Origin of the sequence: Paenibacillus doosanensis, assembly GCF_025060755.1 — a bacterium.
Classification (GTDB): domain Bacteria; phylum Bacillota; class Bacilli; order Paenibacillales; family NBRC-103111; genus Paenibacillus_S; species Paenibacillus_S doosanensis.
In genome coordinates this window covers 82,666-106,198 of record NZ_JANYUY010000025.1, presented here as the reverse complement: position 1 = coordinate 106,198, position 23,533 = coordinate 82,666, and the positions used below count along the sequence as shown (strand labels likewise).

Below are 23,533 nucleotides of genomic sequence, written 5' to 3'. Positions count from 1 at the left end.
GTGCTGCTACGCAACGGCCAACTCTATACGCCACGGAAGAAGGTGACGCCTGCGAAGGATTAACGCCTCCTTTGCTAAAGTCCCTGGCATAATTCCCAGTTAAAATCTGGATATTATCTCGATTTTTCGCTGGGTTCAGTTTGAGCTGTCCTTTTTTCGGCACTCCCAGCTGTTACAGCCAAGAAAATTTCCAATTCGACCGATTCGGGGACTTGACATCATACCGCTGGACTTAAAAGCTTTGCCTTAGGCAGAGCATTCTTTCAACATGAGCAAGGTTCGCTTTATCACTTCAATGCTTTATCTTAACAAATAGAACGGACAGGGTTAAAAAGCAATTCCAGTCTCTGTCACAAGACTGGAACCGCCGCACCGCTATGCTTCTTTACTTGATTCCGAGCGATTTCGCCTGCGCATCCTGAATTTTCTTCGCGATATCGTCCGGTTTGCCGCCCATAAGCAGCTCCTGCAGTCCGTTATTCACGACATCGCTCGCCGCAGAGCTGAGCACGCCGTCGTATACAGGCGTCCGCTTCACCTTCCCGAGCATTTCATGCACTTGCGCGAACAGAGAAGACACTTTCGTTTTGTCCAGCTCGACTTTGTAGCTGACGAGTTGGTTGCTTTCAAGCGTAGCCTTTTGCGCCGCCGGGCCGGACAACGCGTAGATCAATTCATACGCGGCGTCTTTGGCCGCTCCGCCCGTTTTCTTGCTCATGCCGAGGCCCGTGCCGACGACGCCGGACAGCGAGTTCGGATCGCCCTTGCCGCCGGGTACGGATGGGAGCACCGTGACGCCCATATTGTCCAAGGCTTCCTTGGACGCGCTGGCCGCAAGATTCGTCAGCGCCCAGCCGCCGTCGATCATCATCGCCGCTTTGCCCTGCGCGAACATTTGCTCCATTTGCGTATTGTCGATACTGTTGAAGCCTTCCTGGAAGGCGCCCGCTTTACCGAGCTGCTGCAGATAAGTCAGCGCCTGGATAAATTCAGGATCGGTGAATTTCGCGCCCTTCTGGTTCGCTGCGTTCAAGAACCATTCCGAGCCGGTGACGCGATCCGCCAAAGAGCTTAAAATGCTCGATTGAGCCAGCCAGGCCGCCTTATTGCCGAGCGCGATCGGGGTGATGTTATTCTTTTTGAACGTGTCGACGAGGCTCATCAGCTCATCCCATGTTTTCGGCGGCTTTACGCCGTATTTATCGAAGATCGATTTGTTATAGTACAAAATCGAGGTCGGCGACAGTCCCATAGGGGCGCTGTACGTTTTGCCGTCGATCGTGAAATCGTCAAACGAGTTCGGGAGAAAGCCGTTCTTCCAATCCGGTTTGCTGTCCAGCAAGCCGTTGATCGGCTGCAGCAGGTCGCCCCCGACGAATTCCTTGGTCATGGCGCCAGGCCACATGACGAACAGATCGGGCATTTCGTTGGCTGCGGCAACCGTTTTCAAACGGGCTTTATAGCCGTCGGGCGGAATCCCTTGAATATCAAGGTCGACATTCGGATGATCCTTTTGGAACTGCTCCATGATCGCCCGCATATTTTTGGCACGAAGATCGTCCCCCGTATAGTTATGCCACAGAGAAAGCTTTACCTTTTGTCCGGCTTTGTCGTTATTGCCGCCGTCTCCCGCCGCCTTGCCGTCCGTGCCGCCGCTGGAACCGCAACCGGCCAGCAAAGCCGTCGTCATTACCGCAGTCAGCGCAATGGTCGTTATCTTTTTCAATCGCTGCACCCTCCTCGTTATCTCTTCACATGTTCAAGTATAGAGGACAGCCGCAGGCTGCAAAAAGGGAGAGACTTCGGCGCCAGGGGGGGAATTTTTTCAGTCTTTCGACGATTGGCGAAATTCCGAAGGCGTCTGCCCGGTATGCTTTTTAAACTGCTGGCTGAAATATTTGATATCCTCGTAGCCGACGAGGCCGGCGACTTCGCTGATCTTGGCCTGCGTGCCCTGCAAAATGTCGGCGGCCCGCCGCATCCGCTCCTGCGTCACGAACTCGATATAGTTAAGGCCGGTTTCCCGCTTGAACACCTCGCTGAAATGATTCGGGTTCAAATGGACGAATTTCGCCACCTGCTGAAGCGATAAATGCTGATCGAGATTCGCTTGAATATATGCGATCGATTTTTGAATATATGGGAACCTGTTATCCGCCATCGCATCGTGAAACGACGACATAATCGAGTTCAACTGGCGGAACACTTCCTCCTCCGGCTGGTCGGCCAGCTCGAACGTCATCGTATGCGCTTCTCCCGGAGCCGTCTGCTCCCGAAGCTTCGCATTCCCGGCGATGCCCGCGTCAGCCGCGCCTTCTCTAACCCGGTCCAGCCACCGGTGCCCGGACCAGACGATAGACTGCAAATATGCCTGCACCGACGCGGCCGTAGCCGAAGGCTCCTCCATCCGGGCGCGCACCTTCTGATTGACCCAGTGACGCAGCTCCGGCGGATGATTGCTCATCAGAATGGCGGACAGCTCCGCCTCCTCCTTTTGCGAGCAAACCGTTCTTCCGCCTTGACGGTCCTTGACGTCGTCCATCGCGAACAACCCGCGGGCAGCGACCAGCCCCCGAAAGGAGAAAACATACTCCGCCTCGCCGCAGGACAGCTTCAAGCCGTCGTAGCTGTCCACCGCACGGCCGAGCGCGGCGAAGACCGCGCACTTGAGCGTCTGCTCCACCCGCTGCAGCGCCTGCTTCAGCGCCCCGTCATCGCTCATGCCTTCGGGGCCGCGTACGACGAGCAGCAGCCGGTCATGCTTCAGCAGCGTAACGGCGGGCAGCAGCTCGAACAGCATATTCTCCGCGGCGCCGAGCAGCAGCCTGGCGAGCGGCTCATCCCCCCAACCCGAAGCGGAGACCATCAGGACCGACATCGGGGACATAGCCGCAGCGTCCGGCTGTACGCCGTTTTGGGCGAACCACAGCTTCAGCTGCTCCTGAACCGAAGACGGCTCTTGTCCCAAACCCTGTGTAACGAGCCGCTCCAGCAGCTGATTGCGAAGCGCCGCCGTCTGGAAATTTTCCTGCTTGAGCGCCTCCCATTTCTCCAGAATGCGCTGCTTCGCCTTCATCGCCGCCTTAATAATTTCCTCCGGACGGCTCGTCTTAAGCAAATAATCGGTCACGCCCTCCCGCAGCGCCTGCTGCGCATAAGCGAAATCGTCATAGCCGGTTAAAATGACAATTTCCGTATCCGGCAGCAGCTTCTTCACTTCGCGCGCCAGCTCGATCCCGTCTTTCCCCGACATCCGGATATCGGTAAGCAAAATATGGGGCTTCTCCGCCGGAATACGGGCGAGCGCCTCCTCTGCGGACGAAGCCGGAGGCAGCAGCTCCAGCCCGAGCTCCTTCCAGTCGATCACCGTGCACAGTCCGGTCCGAATGATCACTTCGTCGTCTACAATCAATATCCTCATATCGGTTCCCCCGCTATCGGTATGGTGAATGAAATAATCGTGCCTTTCCCCGGCTCGCTCTCGATCGTTAGCCCTGCTTCGGGCCCGTAATGGAGCAGCAGCCTCTGATGCACGTTGCGCAGTCCGTAGCTGCCTCTCGGCTGAACCGCCGGCGTTCGCGCTTCCTCCATGGTCAGGTTGCGCCGCACTTCCCGCAGCTTCCCCGGATCGATTCCGATCCCCGTGTCCTCGACGATAAACTTCATGCGCGCCGCGCCGGACAGCTCTCCGTGAACGTAGACATAGCCTTTGCTCTGCTTTTTCTGAATGCCGTGAATGACGCTGTTCTCGATTAACGGCTGAAGCAGCAGCTTGAGCATCGGAATCGGCAGCATCGCCGGATCGATATAAAATTCAATGTGGAACTGCTCGGGAAAACGAATCGATTGAATATAAGCGTAATTTTGCGCATGGGCCACCTCCTGCTGAACGGGGCAAAACTCCTCGCCTTTGTTCAGGCTGAATCTGAGAAAATCGCTGAGCGCCCCGACCATCTCGGCGATCTGGCGGTCCTTGTTCATCAGCGCGATCCAATGGATCGAAGACAGCGTATTGTACAGAAAATGAGGATTGATCTGCGCCTGCAGCGCCTGAATGTCCGCTTCCTTCTTCATCGCCTCGTTCTTCTGCACCTGCTCCTTCAAGCGCTGGATTCGGTCGCTCAGCTTATTGTAGCTGCGCAGCAGCAGCCCTACTTCATCCGTGCTCCGCACCTCGAAATGAGGAATCGGCTCATCCGGATTGATGTCCTTCATGTTTTGCGTCAGACGGGTCAGCGGCCTCGTCACCCATTGCAGGAAGTACAGCGCCAGTCCTGCTGCCAAAATCAAGCCGAGCCCTACCGCCGAAGCGGTGACCATCAGGACGTAGCCGTTCTGCTTCGTATAAATTTGCGTCGGAATGAAACCGACCAGCTTCCAGCCGAGACCGGGAATCGTGTAATACAAAATCGTCTTCTGTTCCTTGCCGCCGTAATTGAGAATTCCGCTGTCCCCTTCCATCGACCCGATATCGGGAAAAATATCCGCTACCGGACGATTCAGCCACTGCGGCTGGCCGGAGGACAGAATCTCGTCCCGGGAATCCAGCAGCAGGACGAACCCGCTCTCCTCCCAACCCGCTTCCGCCAAGTAACGGGCGATTTCTTCCTCGTCGACGCTGATCGAGATCGTTCCGAGCGGCTTGAAATTGTTGTAGCTGCGCACCGGGCGCACGAGAGAGAATACCTTCTTCAGACCGTCGGTCGTCTGATTCTCGTAGAGCGGCGACCACCATTTTACGCTGCTGCGGTACGTCTCTTCATTTTGCTTCAGCACATCCGGAAGGCCGGAGCGAAGCACCGTCGTATTCGACAACGGCGGTCTGCCGCTATCGTTCGTAATCGTAATGTTCGATATATACTTTTTGGAAAAAGCCAGATTCGTCAAAAATCCTACGTTAGTCATGAAGCGGAGCACGTCTTCCTTGTCATCGTCCAAGTAAGCCTGAATATCCCGCTGCCCGATAATGAACAAGGACATCGTCTCCACGTCCTGAATAATAAATTCCAGTTTGCCCGCGATTTGCCTAAGCGTATTCATCCCCGACTGCTTCGCTTTATCCTCGGTAATCGAGGAGGCGATTTTGTACGAGATTCCTCCGGTTAACAGGAGCGGCAGCAAAATGGCGAACAACAAAAACAAAGACAGCTTGCGTTTCAACGACTTACCGAACCACCGCTTCATAGCAGGTTCCCCCATCAACCGTGAATTGTTACCGGTCGCAATCGTCCATAACCCCGTGCGTCCGTTCATTTTGCAAGCGGTAACAATATTATACTAACATACTTTTTTTCTTTCGAACAAACTTTTTGTTTGACATTTCAATCCGTTATGATACTATCGGTTTCAAGAAGATTTCGAAGCTATAGCGAGAGGAGGATAAGCAATCCCATGGAGCACATCCGCGACGAATCCGAGCTTCTAAACAGTCTGGTCAAAGGCATCGCCGCCCAGTTCGGCGACAACTGCGAGGTGGTGCTGCACGATCTGACCGGATCGTACGAGAGCACGATTACCGCCATCGAGAACGGCCACATTACAGGAAGAAAAATCGGCGATCCGGGCACCAACCTCGGTCTGGAGCTGCTGCGGGGCAACCATGTCGACGGCAATAAATTCAATTACGTCACGCAAACCAAGGACGGCCGTATTTTACGTTCTACCTCCATTTACATGAAAAATAACGAAGGTAAAACCATCGGCGCACTGTGCATCAATTTCGACATCACCGAGCTGATGGTAGCGGAGAAGACGCTGCATTCCTTAACCAGCACGGGCCTGCAGCCGGAGGTCAAAGAATCGTTCGTCAGCAACGTCAGCGATCTGCTCGACGCCTTGATTCAGGAAGCCCAGGAGCAGGTCGGCAAGCCGGTCGCCGTAATGGCCAAGGAAGACAAGATGAAGATGATTCAGCTGTTGGACCGCAAAGGGGCGTTTCTGATCAAAAAAGGCGGCGAAAAAATTTGCAGCTATTTGAATATTTCCAAATATACGCTGTACAACTATTTGGAGGAAGGCAAGTCATTATCCGAAGCGGAAGGGGATGAAGACGCTTGACCGACAGCAAACCGATGTCCGGCATGCCGGAAACGCCCTGCGTCATTATCGACGCGGAGCGAATGAACCGCAATATTCAAACGATGGCGGAGGTGGCCCGCAAGCATAACGTCCGGCTTCGGCCCCATGCCAAAACGCATAAAATTCCCGATGTAGCCAAGCTGCAATTGGAGGCCGGAGCGGTCGGCATCACCGTCGCCAAAGTATCGGAAGCCGAGGTGATGGCGGAGCACGGCATCGCGGATATTTTCATCGCTTATCCGCTCGTTGCCCCCGGCAAAATCGAACGCGCCGCGGCGCTCAGCCGACGCATCCGGCTGATCCTGGGGGTCGACAGCGACGAAGGCGCGGCCCGCATGAACGAAACTGCCGGGAGGCTGGGCGTTCAGCTTACAGTACGGCTCGAAATCGATACGGGCCTGCGCCGCAGCGGCGTTCCATATGACGATGCCGCCGCTCTGGCGGCCCGTATCCATGCGCTGGAGCATCTGAAGCTGACCGGCATTTATACGTTCCGCGGCGCGCTGCTGCAGCAGAGGCCGACGCTGGACTTGGCCGACGCCGGCGAAGAGGAAGGCCGCATCATGGTTCAGCTCGCCGAACGGATGCGCGCTCAAGGCATCCCCATCGCCGACGTCAGCGTCGGATCGACGCCTACGGGCGCATATGCCGCAGCCGTCGAAGGCGTGACGGAAATTCGTCCCGGCACCTATGTATACCAGGACAGAATGCAGGCCCGCTTCGGCGTCTGCGGCCTGGAGGATTGCGCGGGCAGCGTGCTCGTCACCGTCGTCAGCCGTCCCTCCCCCGATCTCGCCGTCATCGACGGCGGCAGCAAGACGTTCGCCACCGACGTACAGCCGAATTCGGCGCCGCTGATGCTCGAAGGCTTCGGCCATGTCGTAGGCTACGAGGATGCGGTATTGGAGCGGATGTCCGAGGAGCACGGCATGCTTCGGCTCGGGCCGGAAGCGCAGCGGAAGGGGCTTAAGGTCGGCGACCGGATATCCGTTATTCCAAACCATATATGCAGCACGGTCAATTTGCATAATCGGGTATTGTTTCGCCAGGGCGACGTGCTGGAGCCGAAACGGGTTGCCGGCCGGGGAATGCTCGAATAAAGGGAATGCCGCAGCGATTATGCAAACGGTTTCAATGACGTCACATGAAAAACGGGAGGTTTAACCGCATGCTCGATCTCGTATTGAAAAACGGACGCATCGTCGACGGCACCGGCAATCCGTGGTTTATCGGAGATGTCGGGATCAAGGACGGGCGCATCGCCGCCGTGGGGCGGCTCGACCAAGAGGCGCGAGAGACCGTCGAAGTCCACCGTCAAGTCATTGCGCCGGGATTTATCGACGGCCACTGCCATTCCGATCTGATGATATTCGATCATCCGCTAAGCGAAATTAAAATCCGCCAGGGCGTCACCACGGAAGTGGTCGGCAACTGCGGCCTCGCCCCCGCCCCGTTCGTCAAAGACCAGGCGGAGCTATTGCAAAGCTACGTGCAGCCCGTGCTCGGCAAAACCTCCTGGGAGTGGCCCTGGGAGACGGTCGAGCAGTATATGGAATCGCTCGCCCGCTCGAATCCGTCGGAGAATCTCGCCACCTACGTAGCGCATGGCGCGCTTCGCATCGCCGTAATGGGCTTCGCCAACCGCCCGGCCACCCGGCAAGAGCTGCAGCGGATGAAGCAGATGCTGGAGCAGGGTCTTCAAGCCGGAGCGATCGGCTTCTCCATCGGCCTGCTGTATGCGCCCGGCAGCTACACCTCCAAGGAAGAGCTGGCCGAGCTGTGCTCCGTGCTGCCCCGGTATAACGGGCTGTTCTCCACCCATATCCGCGGCGAGGGCAATAATCTGATTCCTTCCGTGAAGGAAGTGATCTGGATTGCCGAAAAAGTGGGCGTCTCCCTGCACATCAGCCATTTGAAGGCGGCCGGCAAAATCAACTGGGGCAAGGTGCTTGAGGCGATGGAGTTAATCGAAGATGCGCGCTCCCGAGGACTCGACGTCACCTGCGATGTATACCCTTACAATGCCGGTTCCACGACGCTCACGACCGTTCTCCCTCCATGGGCCGTCGAAGGCGGCATCGAATGCGTGCTGGAGCGGTTCCGGGACGCCGCATTGCGCAAGCGGATTCGCGAGGAGCTTGGCCGGGAACAGGACGATTGGGATAATCTGGTCTGCTCGACAGGCTGGCAGAGCGTTTACATCTCCGCCGTGCATACGGAAGCGAACCGCCATCTGGAGGGCAAGCATATCGCCGCAATCAGCGAGGAACGCGGCCTGCATCCGGCCGACTGCATGATGGACCTATTGCTTGAGGAGGACGGGCGAATTTCCATCGTCTACTTCCACATGTCCGATGAAGACGTCAAGCAGGTCGTCGGCTACGAGCGGTCGCTGATCGCCTCGGACAGCCTGACCTGCGAAACCGGCAAGCCGCATCCCCGGCTGTACGGCACCTTCCCTCGCGTCTTCGCCAAGTATGTCCGCGAAGACAAGGTGCTTACGCTGGAGCAAGCGGTGCGCAAGCTGACGAGCTTTCCTGTGCAGCGGTTCAAGCTCGGCAAGCGCGGTCTGCTCGTGCCCGGCTATGCCGCCGACGTGACCGTGTTCGATCCGGAGACGATCCGGGATCTTGCGACCTTTGACGAGCCGCGACAGTATCCGGCCGGCATTTCCCATGTCGTTGTCGGCGGCAAGCCGACACTGCTCGCCGAACGCCACACCCAAGCCCGCGAAGGCGTCTTGATCCGGGCGCACCACTGCTGCCGTCATTAATTTTACGGCACGAGCGAAGGCGGCCGTTTCCGCATCGCAGAACGCCGGGGGGGAACCCGCTGCTTTGCAGCTCCCGTCCCCATCGCTTCGGCCGCTGAGAAATCGCAACATCACTAAGCCCTTATTCGGAGGTATTTATATGAGCCAAATCGAACAAAGACTACATGAGCTCGGCATCGCGCTTCCGCCGTCGCCCGAACCCCGCTTCACCTATGTTCCTTGCAGCCGCACCGGCAATCTGATCTATTTGTCCGGACAAGATTGCCGTATTAACGGCGAGCTGATGTACGCAGGCAAGGTCGGCGGCGAGCTGACGATCGAGCAGGGCCAGGAAGCGGCACGGCAGGTCATTATCAACTGCCTCGCCGTCATGAAAGGCTATCTTGGCGACCTTGACCGCGTCGTACAAATCGTCAAGCTGCTCGGCTTCGTCAACAGCGCTCCCGGCTTCGCCGATCAGCCTTACGTCATGAACGGCGCATCCGATCTGCTGGTGGAAGTGTTCGGGGAACGCGGCAAGCACGCCCGCTCCGCGATCGGCGCCAGCGACCTGCCTTTCCATACGCCGGTCGAAATCGAAATCATTGCCGAAATCCGCGACTAGGCGGCCATTATCGCATCCCGAGAATGACGCCTTCACCGATTGTCGCTTTAAGATAGTTCACTGTCTGTTCATTTTCCTTTAGGAGGCGTTATTATTGGAATTTCGACTCGTACGCAATGAAGAGCTGCAGCAAGCCGTTCATCTGGCGGACAGCATCTTTCGCGATGCCGAGCAATCGTCGATGGGAACCGCTTTTCCGCTGATTTTCTCGCCGGGACAAAGCCACTCCTACGGCGCTTTTGCAGACGGCAAGCTGGTCAGCTTCATGGGCTTCGTTCCTTTCGTACTCCGTGTGGGCGCGGCGCGGCTGAACGTCTTCTCCGTCGGCTCGGTCTGCACCGATCCGGACTACCGCGGCCAAGGCACCGCGGGCCGCCTGCTGGAGCTGTGCAAGCGGCATGCCGATCAGGCCGGCGCTTCGCTGATCTTCGTCTCGGGCGACCGGTCGCTCTATACGCGGGCGCACTGCTATCACTTCGGCCGCACGGATCGGTTTACGCTGGACGCCGCCGGCGCCGCCCGGCTCCGCGCGCGAACCGCGGCGCATAGCGGCCGCGAGATTCGCCCGTACGCGCCGCAGGACGCGTTCGCACTGCATGCAGCCGCGGACGCCCGCGAAGTCGCGTTCGCGCATAGCGTCACCGAGCTGCAGCGGCTGCTCGGCGCGCAGGCCCACGCCAGCTGCGCGAAGCTGGCGCACGAGGCGCTCGTCGCCGCTCCGGCGGGCGGCGGCGTCGACAGCTTCGCTGTGATCGAGGCCCCCGGCCGCTATCACAGCAAGAGGCATCCGGCCGCCGTCGAGTGGGGCGGCCCGGCGGAAGCCGTCGCGGCGCTGCTCGCCGACGCGGTGGAGCGCTTCAACCTCGCGGAGCTGACGGTTGCGGTAGGTTGGCACGAGCGCGAGCTCGCGCTGCTGCTGCGCGAAGCAGGCGTGCCGTCTGCGCCGGCGGCGAACAGCGGCACCGTGTTCGTCGTCAGCGCAGCGCGCCTGCTGGAGCAAGCGGCCCCTTATCTTCGCGCGGCCGGCGGGATTATCCCTGCTGTCGGCGAGCAGCAGGAGGATGGCTGCACCGTTGCCGCAGAGGGCCGCGGCAGCGTGCGCTTATCGGCAGGGGAGCTCGTCTCCCTGCTGTTCGATCCCTCATCGGAGCAGGCCGCAAGCCTGCCCGGCTGGACCGCGATTCCGCTGCCTTCTCTCAGCGGACTCAGCTATACTTAAGACCGCTTCCGGCGCAAGCGATCGGATCGTATTGTCTCCGGGCACTTCTTCACCATGCGGTGAAAAAGTCCCTGTTATTGCAAAATAAAGCCATCAAAGCTACCAACAAAAACGGAACCCTAAGCATATCGTAGAGCAGCATAAACAGCCCGAACGACCTCATCATACGGTCATTCGGGCTGTTCCTATGCAAATACTATTGTTTCCCTTTACTTACCCAGAAAGTAACTTTGGTGCCCGCGTCCACGGTCTGCCCCGCCTGCAGGTCCTGCTTGAATACTTTCCCTTGCTCCATATCGTTCGGTTCAATTTCAAAGTAAAACCGCAAACCGGCATTCACAGCCGCTTTTCCCGCTTCATCCTGCGTCATACCGATCAGGCTCGGCACCTGGACCGGCCCGCTGTTCGGCGGCTTGGCCGCTCCCGTATCATTGTTATTTGCATCATTATTCGCATTCCCTGTATTTCCGGCATTATTCGTTCCGCCCTTATTGGCGTTATTGCCTTGTTTTCCGGCATCCGTCCCTTTTCCTGCATTATTCGACTGCCCGCCGTTCTGATTTTGGGCTGCGCCCGACCCGTCAGCGGCGGGAGGCGTCGTCTGGGAGGCGTCCGAGCTCGGAGGAAGATACCCGCCTTTATCCGGCTTCAGCGTTTCGAACAAACCCATGAGAATGAGCACGGAGCAAATTCCGATAACGACGATCGCTCCGCCGATCAGAAGCGTCTTTTTCATGACGCCTCCTACGGTGATGCGCCGGGGCTCATCCTCCTCGTCCTCCTCATCGTCTTCCTCTTCCTCGATCACCGGAGGCCGTCTTGCCGGTTCTTCCTGCAGCGTCTTTTGCCTTCTGGCGTCGGCCGTAATCGCCGGCTTCACTATCACCGCCGGCTCAATTTCCCTCGCGGCCTCTTTCGGCGCGCTCATATAGCCGCGCAGCTCGGCAATGAACATTTTGACCGGGACATCCTCATTCATCGTCTGCCTAAGCAGATCGGCCAGCCTTCTTCTTTGCTCCGCAGGAATCGTTCTTAGCGCCGCCTGAACTCTCGGATCGTCCAGCTCCGGCTGCGCCGAGTTCGCTGCGCTACCGGACAGCATCCGCAGCAGCAGGCCGCTCAGTCCCCGGGTGCCGCGCTGCGCGCTCGCTCCCTGCTCCCAATAGTTCATGACGACGGGGCGCCGTTCAAAATCAAGCCAGACATTGTCCGCGCCGACCGAAAATCCGGCAATCCCTTCCTCCATCGCCTTCTGCATGCCGCGCGCCAGCTCGTACACAATCGTGATAGCTTCCTCGGCAGACATCTCCTGCTTGGCGATCTCATGCAGCAGCAGCGTTCCGTTGCAAGGCTTGAGCACCGCAATCAGCCGGTTCGACGAGCGATTGAATCCGATATCCAATATATGCATAAAACTGTTATCGGTAAACTGGGAAGCTTCTCCCAGCAGCTGCGTATACGTTTGCGTAAACGACTCATTCGGACTGTCCAGCGAATATAAAATCACTTTTCGATTCAGCGACAAGTCTTTTCCCATATAAATCATGCCGCCAGGCAGCGGCAATATCGGCTGTTCCGGCAAATATCGTTGTTCCATGCGATCTTCCATCCGGTAAGCCCCCCTTTCTCTTCTAAGCGACGCTAGGGTTCGACCCTATTCATCTTACTCATATAGTTCGATCTTTAGTCCGGATTTTCGCTGATACGAGCAAAAAAACAAGGAATGGACGCCGTCATTTCGAACATTGCCTATTCTATTATAATACGAAACGGCAAAAAAGCCGACTTTTGCAAAAAAGCGGCGTACCTCAGTGACATTATATAGTTTGTTAAATATCATTGGCAGCTTTTCATATGTAAATGGATCATTTTAAAATTCGTTTATTTTTCTTCTCCACGTAACCGAATGCCACTCCGTTTTTACTAAAAACATTCATGCCGTGATAAATGGTTATTCCGAGCGTCACAACGATCCAGATAATCCCTAAGAAACCTGCATAGGGAACTACTTTAAAGATCCCAAACAATAACATTAAACAACCTGCGATCATGGTAATGAAAGAAATACCTTTAGACGGCCGGATTCTGTACATGGTGAAACCCCGCTTCCTTTTCATCCAATCCATAAGCTTTCAGGATTATTGTACCATTTTTATAATAAATAAGGAAATCAAATCATTCGAGACGACGGATGGTGAAATATGAAGACTGCGCGCGAGGCATGCGGAAAACATCTTCCGGTTGCTGCTGAACCCGATTTCCTGTGAGCGGACGTAAGTACGTTTCCGTAACCGGTCGAGAAGCGCCAATTCCCGGCAATTTTGCCCCATATCCCGGTTTACTTCCCTGCAAACGGTGATTATAATGAAGCAGTTATTATGACGATATATGGAAAGGAACAGAAACCAGTGTCCCATCGGGCTGTTATTTTGCGCTTGCTCGGCGTCTCTCTGCTGTGGGGATGCAATTATGTGGCGAGCGCCTATTTGTTGAGGGATTTCTCCCCTATCTTTTTGTCCTACTCTCGTTTGGTCCTAACCTCACTCTTCCTGATTTCGGTCGCCTTTGTGAACCGCAAGATGAAGCGGCCAACGCTGCAAGAATGGCTTATCCTGATCTTCGCCGGGCTGTTCGGCACCTTGTTCAACCAATTTTTTTATTTTACCGGTTTGCAGCATTCCACTGCAGGCAACGCTTCGCTCATTATCGCCTTGTCTCCGGTCGCGACGACCTTCCTGGCGAGAATGTTTCTCGGAGAGTCCATTACCGTGAACAAGCTTACTGGGGCCGGATTGGCGCTGGTCGGCGTCGTGCTGATCGTGCTGTTCGGCGGCAAATCGATCGGCATTTCCCAAGGGGATATTTTGCTGGTGCTCGCCATGCTGGCATTGTCCATTAGTCTCTTGTTCATTCGCAAATTGTCTTCCAGCATGCCGTCCTACGATATTACGATATTAGCCACGGTCATCGGCACCGTTTTGATGACTCCGGCAGCCCTATGGGAAGCCAGTCAAGGGCAAATGCACTTCAGTATGCACCTTACGATGTGGCTGCTTCTGACCTGCGTAGCTATTTTGGGCCAAGGCTTGGCGAGCTTTTGGTGGAATCAGGGCATTTCGGAGGTCGGCGCTTCGACCAGCTCGATGTTTATGAATATTCCGCCGTTTATTGCCATTATCGTCGCTTATCTGGTTCTCGGCGATGCCATTTTACCCGCGCAAATTGCCGGGGGCATCCTGATTCTTACCGGCGTCGCCGTCTCCAACCGGAGAAGCGCCGTTCCTGCGGCGGCCGCTTGACGCCAATCGCATAAACACAATGAGGCGTTCCCCCGCGGAGCGCCTCTCTTATTTTCACCCGCAATTATATCGCAATACTGCTGCGGATCGCTTCGCGCAAAACGCGCAGGAATGAGCAGGTAGCTTCCGTTCTTCCTCCCATCAGCTTTACGTTTATACCTTGCCAGGATTACAATATATTCAAAAAAACCGTTTATGGTGGTGACAACATGATGAAGATCGGTTTCCGCACTATTAAAACCGCCGTCGGCGTCAGCATTTCGATTTTACTCGCCCAGCTGCTGCAGCTGGAGTACTATTCCTCCGCGGGAATCTTGACTCTGCTCTGCATTCAAAAATCGCGCAAACAATCGACTCAAGCCGTCATAAGCCGATTTTTCGCCTGCCTGGCCGGATTGTTGTTTTCCAGCGTATTGTTTACTCTCATCGGTTATCATCCGTACGCTTTCCTGGTGCTGCTGCTCGTGTTCATTCCGCTTTGCGTCCGCATGAAAATTCAGGAGGGCATCGCCAGCAGCTCGGTTATCGTTATGCATGTATATATGCATCGGAAGATCGAAGCGGCTTTTTTCCTGAACGAATTTCTGGTCATTTTGATCGGCCTCGGGGTGGCCCTGCTCGTCAATTGGTACATGCCCAGCATCGACAAGGAGCTTAACCGCTGCAAGGAAGAGGTCGATCGCCTGATCGCCGCGATATTGAAAGAGATGGCCGCCTATCTCAAGGAAGGCTATACGATGTGGGACGGCAAAGAGATCATTCAGCTCGGCGACGCCCTGAATCAAGCGAAGCGTCTGGCGCTGCTGGACGCCGAGAACAACCTGCTGCGCAAAGCCAGCTCTTATGAAGCCTATTTTGAAACCAAGCGCAGGCAGTTCGAAATATTGGATCGCATGCTCCCGCCGATCTCAAAAATCACGGTGCAGATGGAGCAGGGAAGCCGCATCGGGGATTTTGTGCTGGAGCTGAGCGGCAGCTTGGGCAATAACGATTCGACCGACCAGTTCCGCGAGAAGCTGCATGCGATCAGGGAATACCACAAGCTGCTTCCGCTGCCCGAATCGCGCCGAGAGTTCGAAAACCGGGCAAGCCTCTATACCGTAGCCAACGAGCTGGAGCGGTTTATCCAAACCTTGTAACCTTTCCTGCGCTTGCTCATAGAAAAAAAGCAGTCGAGACGTCTCGGCTGCTTTTTTTCGTAAATATCCTCTTAAATCGTATGAGCTCCAATATATTGATAAGTCCCTTTCGGATAGCTGGTCCATTCGCCTTGATCGCTGAACGATTTCGAACCGGTGTAAATCCCCCGTTTGCGGATAATCGTTCCGCCGTTCGGCATGAACCGCTCATGGGAGTTCGGATCTCCCAGCACATCGACGACTTGCCCGTCCTTTTTTAACACCAGTGCAACCGTGTTGCCGTCATTGAGGTATAAGTTTAATTCATCATTATAGTATGAGGTATTAGTCAAATCAAAATAGTCGTAGAAAATGGCGTTAATAAATATATAAGGAACCCCTGGAAATACACCATTTTCTGCGGGTTTGCTTGAAAATGAAGCGATCTGTGCAGAAGTGACCTGCATCTTATTATCCTTCTTCACCCATTGATACACATCCACCGAATACCCTGTCGCTTTATGAGAGGGGTCTCCATCGCCTTTGTAGTAAAGCTCAATCGCAATTCGGCCGTCCCCGCCATCCAAATATTGCGAGAAAAATAATTCCGGCGAGCCTTGGGACTCGACGACAACCTTGAAGACGGCTGCCTTGCCGTCGGCGCCGATAACCCAAGTGTACATCGAGTCATTAGCAAGGGTAACTACCTTGCCGCCAAGAGGCGTAGGGCCGACAAAGGTTGAGTCCGGCGTCCCCTTGTACACTTTAAATTGAGTTTGACCCGGGAACAGCGTCGAAAGGTCATAGGAAAAGTCGCTGACCCCCTGCTTGGTCGTGTACGTGACAAAAGCATTGCTAGCCGTTAACGGAGCGTTCCGCACCGTAAAGGTATAGGTTGCTACGCCTCCGTTGCCGTCATTGGCCGTAGCCGTCACTTGGGCGCTGCCGGCCACACTCCCCGCAGACAATGTCAGCATACTTCCCGACACAGTCACTTGAGCGATATTCGGGACATCGGCGCTTGCCGTAAATTGAAGCACGTCTCCATCCTCATCGGAGAATAGCTGAGAAAGATCATACGATCTGCTATTCGTTACCGTTGCGGTCAGTACTTGCTCGTAAATCATGGCTTCGACCACAGGTTTGTGATTCGAATTGCTCGTAACCGTCAGCCGTATAGTTCCGGCGGTTACTCCTCCGCGATGATCATCCGCATGGACGGTGATTTCCGTCTGCCCGGCGGCCTTCGCCGAAATGGACAGCATATTGCCTGTAACCGTGACTGTGGCTATCGAATGATCTTTCGTATCGGCAGTGATCGTCAAGGCATCCCCGTCCGCATCCTGCACGTAAGAACTTATATCCAACTGCAGCGGAGAGCCTCCTGATGTTACGGACTGATCAGGAATCGGCTGAATGACCGGCGCATGGTTCGCCGCCTGCACCGTCATCTGGAACGAGGTTGTGACCTCGCCTCCTCGGCCGTCGGCCGCCTTCACCGTCACCGTCGATTCGCCCGGAGCTACCGGCGTGATCTCCACTTTGCTTCCCGTAATACTTACCGTCGCCACGCTCGTATTCGACGATACGGCGCTAAGCGTCAGCGCATCTCCGTCTTCGTCCGTGAACGTTCCGCTCAAGTCGTACACTACGGCCGACCCTTGCTCTGTCCCGCTTTGAGCAGGAATCGCTGCGGCTACCTTCGGCGCATGGTTCGCCGCCTGCACCGTCATCTGGAACGATGTCGTGACTTCGCCTCCTCGGCCGTCGGCCGCCTTCACCGTCACCGTCGATTCGCCCGGAGCTACCGGCGTGATCACCAGCTTGCTTCCCGTAATACTTACCGTCGCCACGCTCGTATTCGACGATACGGCGCTAAGCGTCAGCGCATCTCCGTCTTCGTCCGTGAACGTTCCGCTCAGGTCGTACACTACGGCCGACCCTTGCTCTGTCCCGCTTTGAGCAGGAATCGCTGCGGCTACCTTCGGCGCATGGTTCGCTGCCTGCACCGTCACCTTGAACGAGGTTGTGACCTCGCCTCCTTGGCCATCAGACGCCTTCACCGTCACCGTCGATTCGCCCGGAGCTACCGGCGTGATCACCAGCTTGCTTCCCGTGATATTCACCGTCGCCACGCTCGTATTCGACGATACGGCGCTAAGCGTCAGCGCATCTCCGTCTTCGTCCGTGAACGTTCCGCTCAGGTCGTACTCCACGGCCGCCCCTTGTTCTGTCCCGCTTTGAGCAGGAATCGCTGCGGCTACCTTCGGCGCATGGTTCGCCGCCTGTACCGTCACCTTGAACGAAGTTGTGACCTCGCCTCCTCGGCCGTCGGCCGCCTTCACCGTCACCATCGATTCGCCCGGAGCTACCGGCGTGATCTCCACTTTGGTTCCTGTGATTTTCACCGTCGCCACGCTCGTATTCGACGATACGGCGCTGAGCGTCAGCGCATCTCCGTCTTCGTCCGTGAACGTTCCGCTCAGGTCGTACTCCACGGCCGAGCCTTGCTCCGTCCCGCTTTGAGCAGGAATCGCTGCGGCTACCTTCGGCGCATGGTTCGCCGGAGGCTCTGACGTGACCGTCATTGTGAACGAAGCCGTCGCTTTTCCGCCCTTGCCATCCTCCGCCGTGATACGAATCGAGGAAACGCCCGCTTGCAGAGGCTTCAGCTTAAGCACGCTTCCGTATACTGCTGCCGTCACGGAGCTCTCATTGGAGGATACCGCATTGAAGCTCAACGCATCTCCGTCTTCATCGGTGAAGCTACCTGCCAAGCTCAGGCTAATCTCGGGTTCGCCCGCCATGGCCGTCTGATCGGCTAAACCGGCAGCCGACACTTTCGGATCGTGATTAACCGGCGCCGCCGTCACCGTTACGGAGAACGTCGAATTGACCGACTTCCCTTTTCCGTCATTGGCCGATATAGCTATGCTAGCCGTTCCTGCGCCGACCGGTATCAGCTTCAGTATGCTGCCGTTTATTTCTGTTTTGACAACCTTCGTATTTAAGGAAACGACGGTAAACTTGAGAATATCGCCGTCCTCGTCGCTGAACCTTTCGTTCAGATTAAAAACGGGTTCCTCTTCCCCCAGCGATATCGTCTGTTTCGGAATAGCTTGGGCGACAACCGGAGCATGATTCGTCGCCGTTCCGAGCACGATAACGGGAACCGTCGTCGTCTGACCTCCAAACACGTCCAATGTCGTCGTATACGGATTCGGAACATACCCGCTCGCCGCTACGCTAAGCGTCAAACCGGTTCCCGCGGGAACCGAAGGCAGCTCATAGCTGCCGTCCGATCCGGTAGCGGCAGTAAGATCTCGTACCGTTACCGTGGCGTTCGCCAAAGGTTTATTGGCCGCGCCATAGTAAACGAAACCCGATACGGCGCCTAACAGCACCTTAGACGAATGGGAAGAGCTTGAACCGCCGGAGGAAGCGCTGCCGCCGCTAACCGTCTGGCCTGAAGCGCTTGTTACCGAACCAATCTGCCCGCTGACCGCGGCATAATTGGCGATCACATCGCTCGCGGCTGCACCGTCCGGAAGCACGATGCTCTGCACCTGCACTCCGGGCGGTATCGTAATCTGCACATCTTTATTTGTCACTTCGAGCTTACCGATCGTACCTGTCGTTTGAATGGTCACCGCGGCGGTTCCCGACACGGTAATCGATTGGATATTTCCGCTGCCGCCGATAACCGCCGGCTGCGACGATTCCAGTTGTAACGAAGAGACATTGGCATTAATCTCTACGTTGGCTGCGCCGTCCGTCACCGTCAGCTTGGGAATCGTGACCCCGGGGTCGGCCGTTACCGTTGCATTCGCGCTTACTACTACATCTCCCGTGGTTGTGTTGCCGATCGCCTCGACCCGGACCTCTTGTTTATTGATCTGAAAGGTATCCAGCGAAGCATTGTCGAACACAATCGTATGGGAAGAGCCCCCATTAATGACCGTCGTTCCTTTTACATACAGATTTTTTCCGTAAAAATCGTTCTTCAGTTCATCCCCTATCCGAAAATTTCCGCTAACTTGCAAATTGCGAATCGTAATAAAATCCGCTTGAATTTCCAAATTCCCTTCGATTCGGTTCCCTTGTCCATCCAGCACAAGATTTCCGCCGAATTCCTCCTCCGCCTCTTTCGGCTCTCGACCGCTTTTATGAAGTGTAAGCGATGTTAGCTTCGTTATCGTATTATCCTTAGTATCGAACGTGACCGCAGCCCCGTCCAGCACATCACGGTTGGCCTCGTTCAAAATTCCTTTCACCGAATCGCCGACGGCATATGTATGCTGATCTACGGTTACGGTATCCCCTGCCAGACTGCGTATAAGTCCGGTCGCCTCCTGCCCGGCGGGCAGATGAAGCAGCCTGGATACGACCTCCGCCATCTCCTGTCTCGTCACAGGGCGCTTAGGAGCGAACTGCTGACCGTCGCCTACCATTAATCCCGTTTTGTTAACCGCTTGTACGGCCGCCTTGGCCCACTCGCTGATATCATCCTTGTCGGCAAAGTCCGGCCCCGTTTCGTTATTCGCCGCGCGAATCTGCTTGGCTCTTGCCAATACGACGGCCAATTGCTCCCTTGTAAGCGTTTTCCCTTCGCCGAAGCTTCCTTCTTCCTCGCCTTGGAAAATGTTCGCCTTGACCAACGCTTCAACATAAGGAAACGCATAATGAACAACCGGAATATCCCGGAACGTGGCCGTAGACGGCGGATTGCTCACGTCAAGCTGCAGCGCCTTGGCAATCAGCACGGCAAAATCCTGCCTTGCGATATACGTCTGCGGCGCGAATGTATCTCCGCTCACCCCGTCCACAATCCCCATTCGTTGAAGCTCCATAATCGCGTCTTTGGCAAATGAAGCGTCAATGTCGGTAAACACAGCCGGATCGGCAAACGCCGTGGCCCCTTGCGTAAGCAATAACAAGGATGCCGTTATAGAAATCATCTTTTTCCTCATCGATCCCAGCCCTCTCCCACAACTACAAATCTAGTACTAATATACTACTTACTGCTGGGAAATGTAATGTGAAATTACACACTTTATCAGAAAAAGCAAAGGATCGTGTCGAATCCTATCACAAAATGTCATTTTTTTCGTAACATCATTATACTAATCCAACCGCATTCTTCATATTAAAACATAATTGATCGTCTTGCCCGATCCCACAGTAACGATTAAGGATTGACAGGCGCGAAGGATTGGCGGAGAATAAATCAACACGATTTTCAAAAATCTGCATACCAATAACGGAACGGATGCCCCGCTCCCAGGCGCCATGTCTTTTGCAATGGCATGCCGCGCAGCCAATAGAATCCTCCGGACATCATTGAACAAAGCCGGGGGCGCAGGCGGTACAAAACAGGCTGCCTGGCCGTCCCCGCCCGAAACTCTGCTAATTCACAGACGTATGATTAATTAACTTAGAAAAACGCGAGGTGATTGACATGTATTTATTGGCGATCCTGCTTCCCCCGGTTGCCGTCTTGTTTTGCGGGAAACCGTTTCAGGCTGTTCTTAATCTGATTCTGACCTTATTTTTCTGGTTGCCTGGAGCCATCCATGCGTGCATGGTCGTTCACGAGAGAAAACAGGATAAGCGAATGGAAAAAATGACGAGGCATTGGAACAAATAAACGTCCCGAATTCTGGAGGCAAACCGGTGAGGTTAGGAAATTTGAATGCCTTTTTTGATCAGTTTCAAATTTCCGTTAGTGTTGACAAGCAGCGGCAGCATTCTCATGCTTTTTACCATAGGGGATTGACATTGCCAGCAAGTCGGTACGTATTCGAAGGCAAAGTTGTCACGAATCCATCCTGAGCAGTTTTCTTTGGTGCAAGACCAAATCATAGTGTCCTCTTCCGGGACATTTTCCATTGTTTTTTTTCTAGAATACATGTTTACCCCTCCTCGTTTTAATGAACTCATGCATTATGAACCGGTAATAAAAAAACTGCCCCTAACACATGTTAAGGGCAGTTTTTGTAGTGGAGCAAAGCTTACAGCTTTACTACGTTTTCTGCTTGTGGTCCGCGGTTGCCTTGAACAACGTTGAACTCAACGCGTTGGCCTTCGTCCAAAGATTTGAAGCCGTCGCCTACGATTGCGCTGAAGTGAACGAATACGTCGCTTCCGCCTTCTACTTCGATGAAACCGAATCCTTTTTCTGCGTTAAACCATTTAACTGTACCTTGTTGCATAATGTATTACCTCCAAAATTGGTATTTAACATGTTCTTTTTATTTTGTAAAATAAAAAATTCACACATTGTAAAAGGCTCCATCGCACAAATGACAACCCTTTACAACACGTGAATAAGGTTCTAATGTATGATTTAATGTTAGAATAGCATACTTTTTTATTAAAAGCAAATGTTTTTCTTGTTTTCCATCTTTCTTTTTTCAAAAAAATTACCGCTTTGAAATGTACAGCCCTCTTCCATTGATGCCAACAGGTTAACAACATTTACATAACCGGGGAACCAAGTGTCTGGCGTAAACCAAGATTCATCCGATCGCCTCACATTCGTCAAGATTCAAACCGCATCATCCTCACTCTACAAATAAGGCAATATTCGTTTTACTTCAGGATGTCTCTGCAGTTCTTTAACGGGAACCACTTTAATTCGAGTAGCTCCAGATCGGCAGCGTCTCCAATCAGCCACCGCTCTTCGTAGTAGAAAACGTTATATCAGCGTTTTGGTCATTATAAAATCAATTTGTTCTTCGTCGCCCATGTAAAAAGAGTGCGCTCCGGTTTGCACAAAACCCATTTTTTTATAAAAGGCTATTGCGTTCTCATTCTTTTCCCATACGCCCAGCCAGATCGTCTTTTTGTTTTGTCCGCTGGCGATGTCCATCGCTTTGTTCAGCAGGTGTCTCCCAAGCCCTTTTCCTTGAAAGGAGCGTCTCATATAAATCCTCTCGATTTCGAGCGAATGCTCGCCCATGGGTTCGGATTGGGACTCGTTCGCATTGACCTTTAAATACCCGGCAAGTTGTTCATTGAGATAGACGAAATAAAATTCCGAAGATGGATCGGACAATTCCTTTTCCAGCTGTCTGGCGTTAAATGCTTTTTCCAAATAAGCTTTCATATTTTCAGGCGAGTTCTGCTCTTTAAACGTATCGTTGAAGGTTTCCATACTTATTTCTTGAAGTTTGTGTAAATCTTCAGGGCCGCACTTTTTAATTTCCACAGTCATTTCAAATACTAGCTCCTTTACATTCGTCCCACGTTCGCAGCAGCCTAACAATCCTTGAGCGGAATCGAAAATTCAACATAAAACGGGTGAAGCTTTTCATCCAAACAAAACTGAATTCTTTGCTTAAAATTCCCCCAGCTTACCATCTCCAATGCTGTTTGGATTGGGAAAAATCCTACTTCCAAAGACTCCGTAGAAGTTGTTAATTCCCCGCCGACTGGTCTGCCCAAAAATAAAGTGTTACAAATACAACTGCTTACATTTTGAAAAATACCACAAAACTTGGTCACTTCTATATCCATACCGCTCTCTTCCTTAGTTTCCCTTATCGCTGCATCTTTCAACGATTCGCCTTCTTCAACCTGCCCTCCCGGCATTTCCCATCCTCGTTTAGGCCCTTTTATCAATAAAATTTCGTTGCGCTCATTAATTACAATGGCTGCCGCAGAAACTATATGTTTTGGAGCCACTTCATCGTCCTCCCTTTTTTACAAATGAATACAACTATATTACCACTAATTTCCTATTGCAGTATACTACCGGTTAGCGCAATAAAGCTGCCGTTCACCGCGGCAGCTTTATTATGGTGTAATCGTACGCTAGCTTACTAGCCATTATCAATCTGCTTGATGACCTTGGCGGGGCTGCCGCCTACGACCGCATTGTCGGGGACGTCTTTGGTAACGACCGCACCGGAAGCTATAACCGCGTTATTGCCAATTGTGACGCCAGGGTTGATAACGGCTCGCCCGCCGATCCATACGTTGTGCCCGATCGTAACCGGCTTGCCGAACTCGGCTCCGGAAATTCTCTCTTGGGCCTCTAGCGGGTGCGTCGCCGTATAGATATGCACACCGGGAGCAAGGAAGCAGTTATTGCCTATACGAATTTCACATACATCGAGAAACACGCAATCGAAGTTCGCATAGAAATTCTCGCCGACATGAATGTTGTAGCCATAGTCGCAGCGGAATGTTGGCTCTATGTAATAATGGTTCCCCATGGAGCCGAATAGCTCCCGTAAGAGTTCTTTTCTTAGTTCGTCTTCCGTTTCGAGCGACTGATTAAATAATCGGGTCAACCGGCGTGCGTTCAAACGATCCTTCGTTAACTCCGGGTCAGCCGCCTGGTAAAGCTCGCCGCTTACCATTTTTTCTTTCTCCGATTTGATTTGCACAGAAGTATTCCTTTCACAAATTTTTTCTCAATTGTACCATCTGCGCCCT

General features: G+C 54.1%; 18 protein-coding genes. 8 read left to right on the top strand and 10 right to left on the bottom strand.

The window, feature by feature from the left end:
- Positions 1-385: 385 nt before the first annotated feature.
- The 3 genes from N0M98_RS18595 to N0M98_RS18585 all read right to left on the bottom strand — a co-directional run bounded on the left by N0M98_RS18595 (position 386) and on the right by N0M98_RS18585 (position 5,184).
- Positions 386-1,690, bottom strand: coding sequence for an extracellular solute-binding protein (locus tag N0M98_RS18595; RefSeq protein ID WP_249866284.1), 1,305 nt, complete (start codon positions 1,688-1,690; stop codon positions 386-388).
- A 135-nt stretch (positions 1,691-1,825) separates the two neighbouring features.
- Positions 1,826-3,421 (bottom strand): response regulator transcription factor, encoded by a 1,596-nt coding sequence (locus tag N0M98_RS18590; RefSeq protein WP_249865455.1) that lies wholly within the window; start codon positions 3,419-3,421, stop codon positions 1,826-1,828.
- Complete coding sequence (locus tag N0M98_RS18585; protein WP_259618794.1) at positions 3,418-5,184, bottom strand: cache domain-containing sensor histidine kinase; 1,767 nt, start codon at positions 5,182-5,184, stop codon at positions 3,418-3,420. Before N0M98_RS18585 ends, N0M98_RS18590 begins: the two co-directional genes overlap by 4 nt.
- Before the next feature lie 207 nt (positions 5,185-5,391).
- Between N0M98_RS18585 and N0M98_RS18580 the strand changes: the two genes are divergently transcribed.
- The 5 genes from N0M98_RS18580 (at position 5,392) to N0M98_RS18560 (ending at position 10,674) form a co-directional block, all read left to right on the top strand.
- A complete protein-coding gene (locus N0M98_RS18580) occupies positions 5,392-6,057 on the top strand; it encodes a helix-turn-helix transcriptional regulator (RefSeq protein WP_249865457.1) in 666 nt (221 codons plus the stop codon).
- A gap of 14 nt (positions 6,058-6,071) precedes the next feature.
- Entirely contained in the window at positions 6,072-7,178 is a 1,107-nt protein-coding gene (locus N0M98_RS18575; RefSeq protein ID WP_249866285.1) for an alanine racemase, read from the top strand.
- A gap of 68 nt (positions 7,179-7,246) precedes the next feature.
- Complete coding sequence (locus N0M98_RS18570; RefSeq protein ID WP_259618793.1) at positions 7,247-8,851, top strand: N-acyl-D-amino-acid deacylase family protein; 1,605 nt, start codon at positions 7,247-7,249, stop codon at positions 8,849-8,851.
- 139 nt (positions 8,852-8,990) lie between these two features.
- A complete protein-coding gene (locus N0M98_RS18565) occupies positions 8,991-9,455 on the top strand; it encodes a RidA family protein (RefSeq protein WP_249865459.1) in 465 nt (154 codons plus the stop codon).
- Between the two features lie 94 nt (positions 9,456-9,549).
- A complete protein-coding gene (locus tag N0M98_RS18560) occupies positions 9,550-10,674 on the top strand; it encodes a GNAT family N-acetyltransferase (RefSeq protein WP_259618792.1) in 1,125 nt (374 codons plus the stop codon).
- Positions 10,675-10,870: 196 nt separating this feature from the next.
- Here N0M98_RS18560 and N0M98_RS18555 read toward each other — a convergent pair whose 3' ends face one another.
- Complete coding sequence (locus tag N0M98_RS18555; protein ID WP_259618791.1) at positions 10,871-12,283, bottom strand: PASTA domain-containing protein; 1,413 nt, start codon at positions 12,281-12,283, stop codon at positions 10,871-10,873.
- Positions 12,284-13,082: 799 nt separating this feature from the next.
- Between N0M98_RS18555 and N0M98_RS18550 the strand changes: the two genes are divergently transcribed.
- Positions 13,083-13,973: a DMT family transporter gene (locus N0M98_RS18550; RefSeq protein ID WP_249865462.1), complete on the top strand. Its 891-nt coding sequence runs from the start codon at positions 13,083-13,085 to the stop codon at positions 13,971-13,973.
- Between the two features lie 209 nt (positions 13,974-14,182).
- Positions 14,183-15,112, top strand: a complete 930-nt coding sequence (locus N0M98_RS18545) for an aromatic acid exporter family protein (protein ID WP_259618790.1) — start codon at positions 14,183-14,185, stop codon at positions 15,110-15,112.
- 71 nt (positions 15,113-15,183) lie between these two features.
- Here N0M98_RS18545 and N0M98_RS18540 read toward each other — a convergent pair whose 3' ends face one another.
- Entirely contained in the window at positions 15,184-20,049 is a 4,866-nt protein-coding gene (locus tag N0M98_RS18540; RefSeq protein WP_259618789.1) for an Ig-like domain-containing protein, read from the bottom strand.
- A 500-nt stretch (positions 20,050-20,549) separates the two neighbouring features.
- On the opposite strand from N0M98_RS18540, the gene N0M98_RS18535 reads away from it, so the two are divergent.
- On the top strand, positions 20,550-20,738 hold the full coding sequence (locus N0M98_RS18535) for a YqaE/Pmp3 family membrane protein (RefSeq protein WP_249865465.1): 189 nt from the start codon (positions 20,550-20,552) through the stop codon (positions 20,736-20,738).
- A 32-nt stretch (positions 20,739-20,770) separates the two neighbouring features.
- On the opposite strand, the gene N0M98_RS18530 is transcribed toward N0M98_RS18535, so the two are convergent.
- The 5 genes from N0M98_RS18530 to maa all read right to left on the bottom strand — a co-directional run bounded on the left by N0M98_RS18530 (position 20,771) and on the right by maa (position 23,478).
- Positions 20,771-21,001, bottom strand: a complete 231-nt coding sequence (locus N0M98_RS18530) for a cold-shock protein (RefSeq protein WP_249865466.1) — start codon at positions 20,999-21,001, stop codon at positions 20,771-20,773.
- A 101-nt stretch (positions 21,002-21,102) separates the two neighbouring features.
- Positions 21,103-21,303: a cold-shock protein gene (locus tag N0M98_RS18525; RefSeq protein WP_249865467.1), complete on the bottom strand. Its 201-nt coding sequence runs from the start codon at positions 21,301-21,303 to the stop codon at positions 21,103-21,105.
- Positions 21,304-21,788: 485 nt separating this feature from the next.
- Entirely contained in the window at positions 21,789-22,307 is a 519-nt protein-coding gene (paiA, locus tag N0M98_RS18520) for a spermidine/spermine N(1)-acetyltransferase (RefSeq protein WP_249865468.1), read from the bottom strand.
- Between the two features lie 44 nt (positions 22,308-22,351).
- A complete protein-coding gene (locus tag N0M98_RS18515) occupies positions 22,352-22,777 on the bottom strand; it encodes an NUDIX hydrolase (protein WP_249865469.1) in 426 nt (141 codons plus the stop codon).
- A gap of 137 nt (positions 22,778-22,914) precedes the next feature.
- Positions 22,915-23,478, bottom strand: a complete 564-nt coding sequence (maa, locus tag N0M98_RS18510; RefSeq protein WP_249866286.1) for a maltose O-acetyltransferase — start codon at positions 23,476-23,478, stop codon at positions 22,915-22,917.
- Positions 23,479-23,533 lie beyond the last annotated feature (55 nt).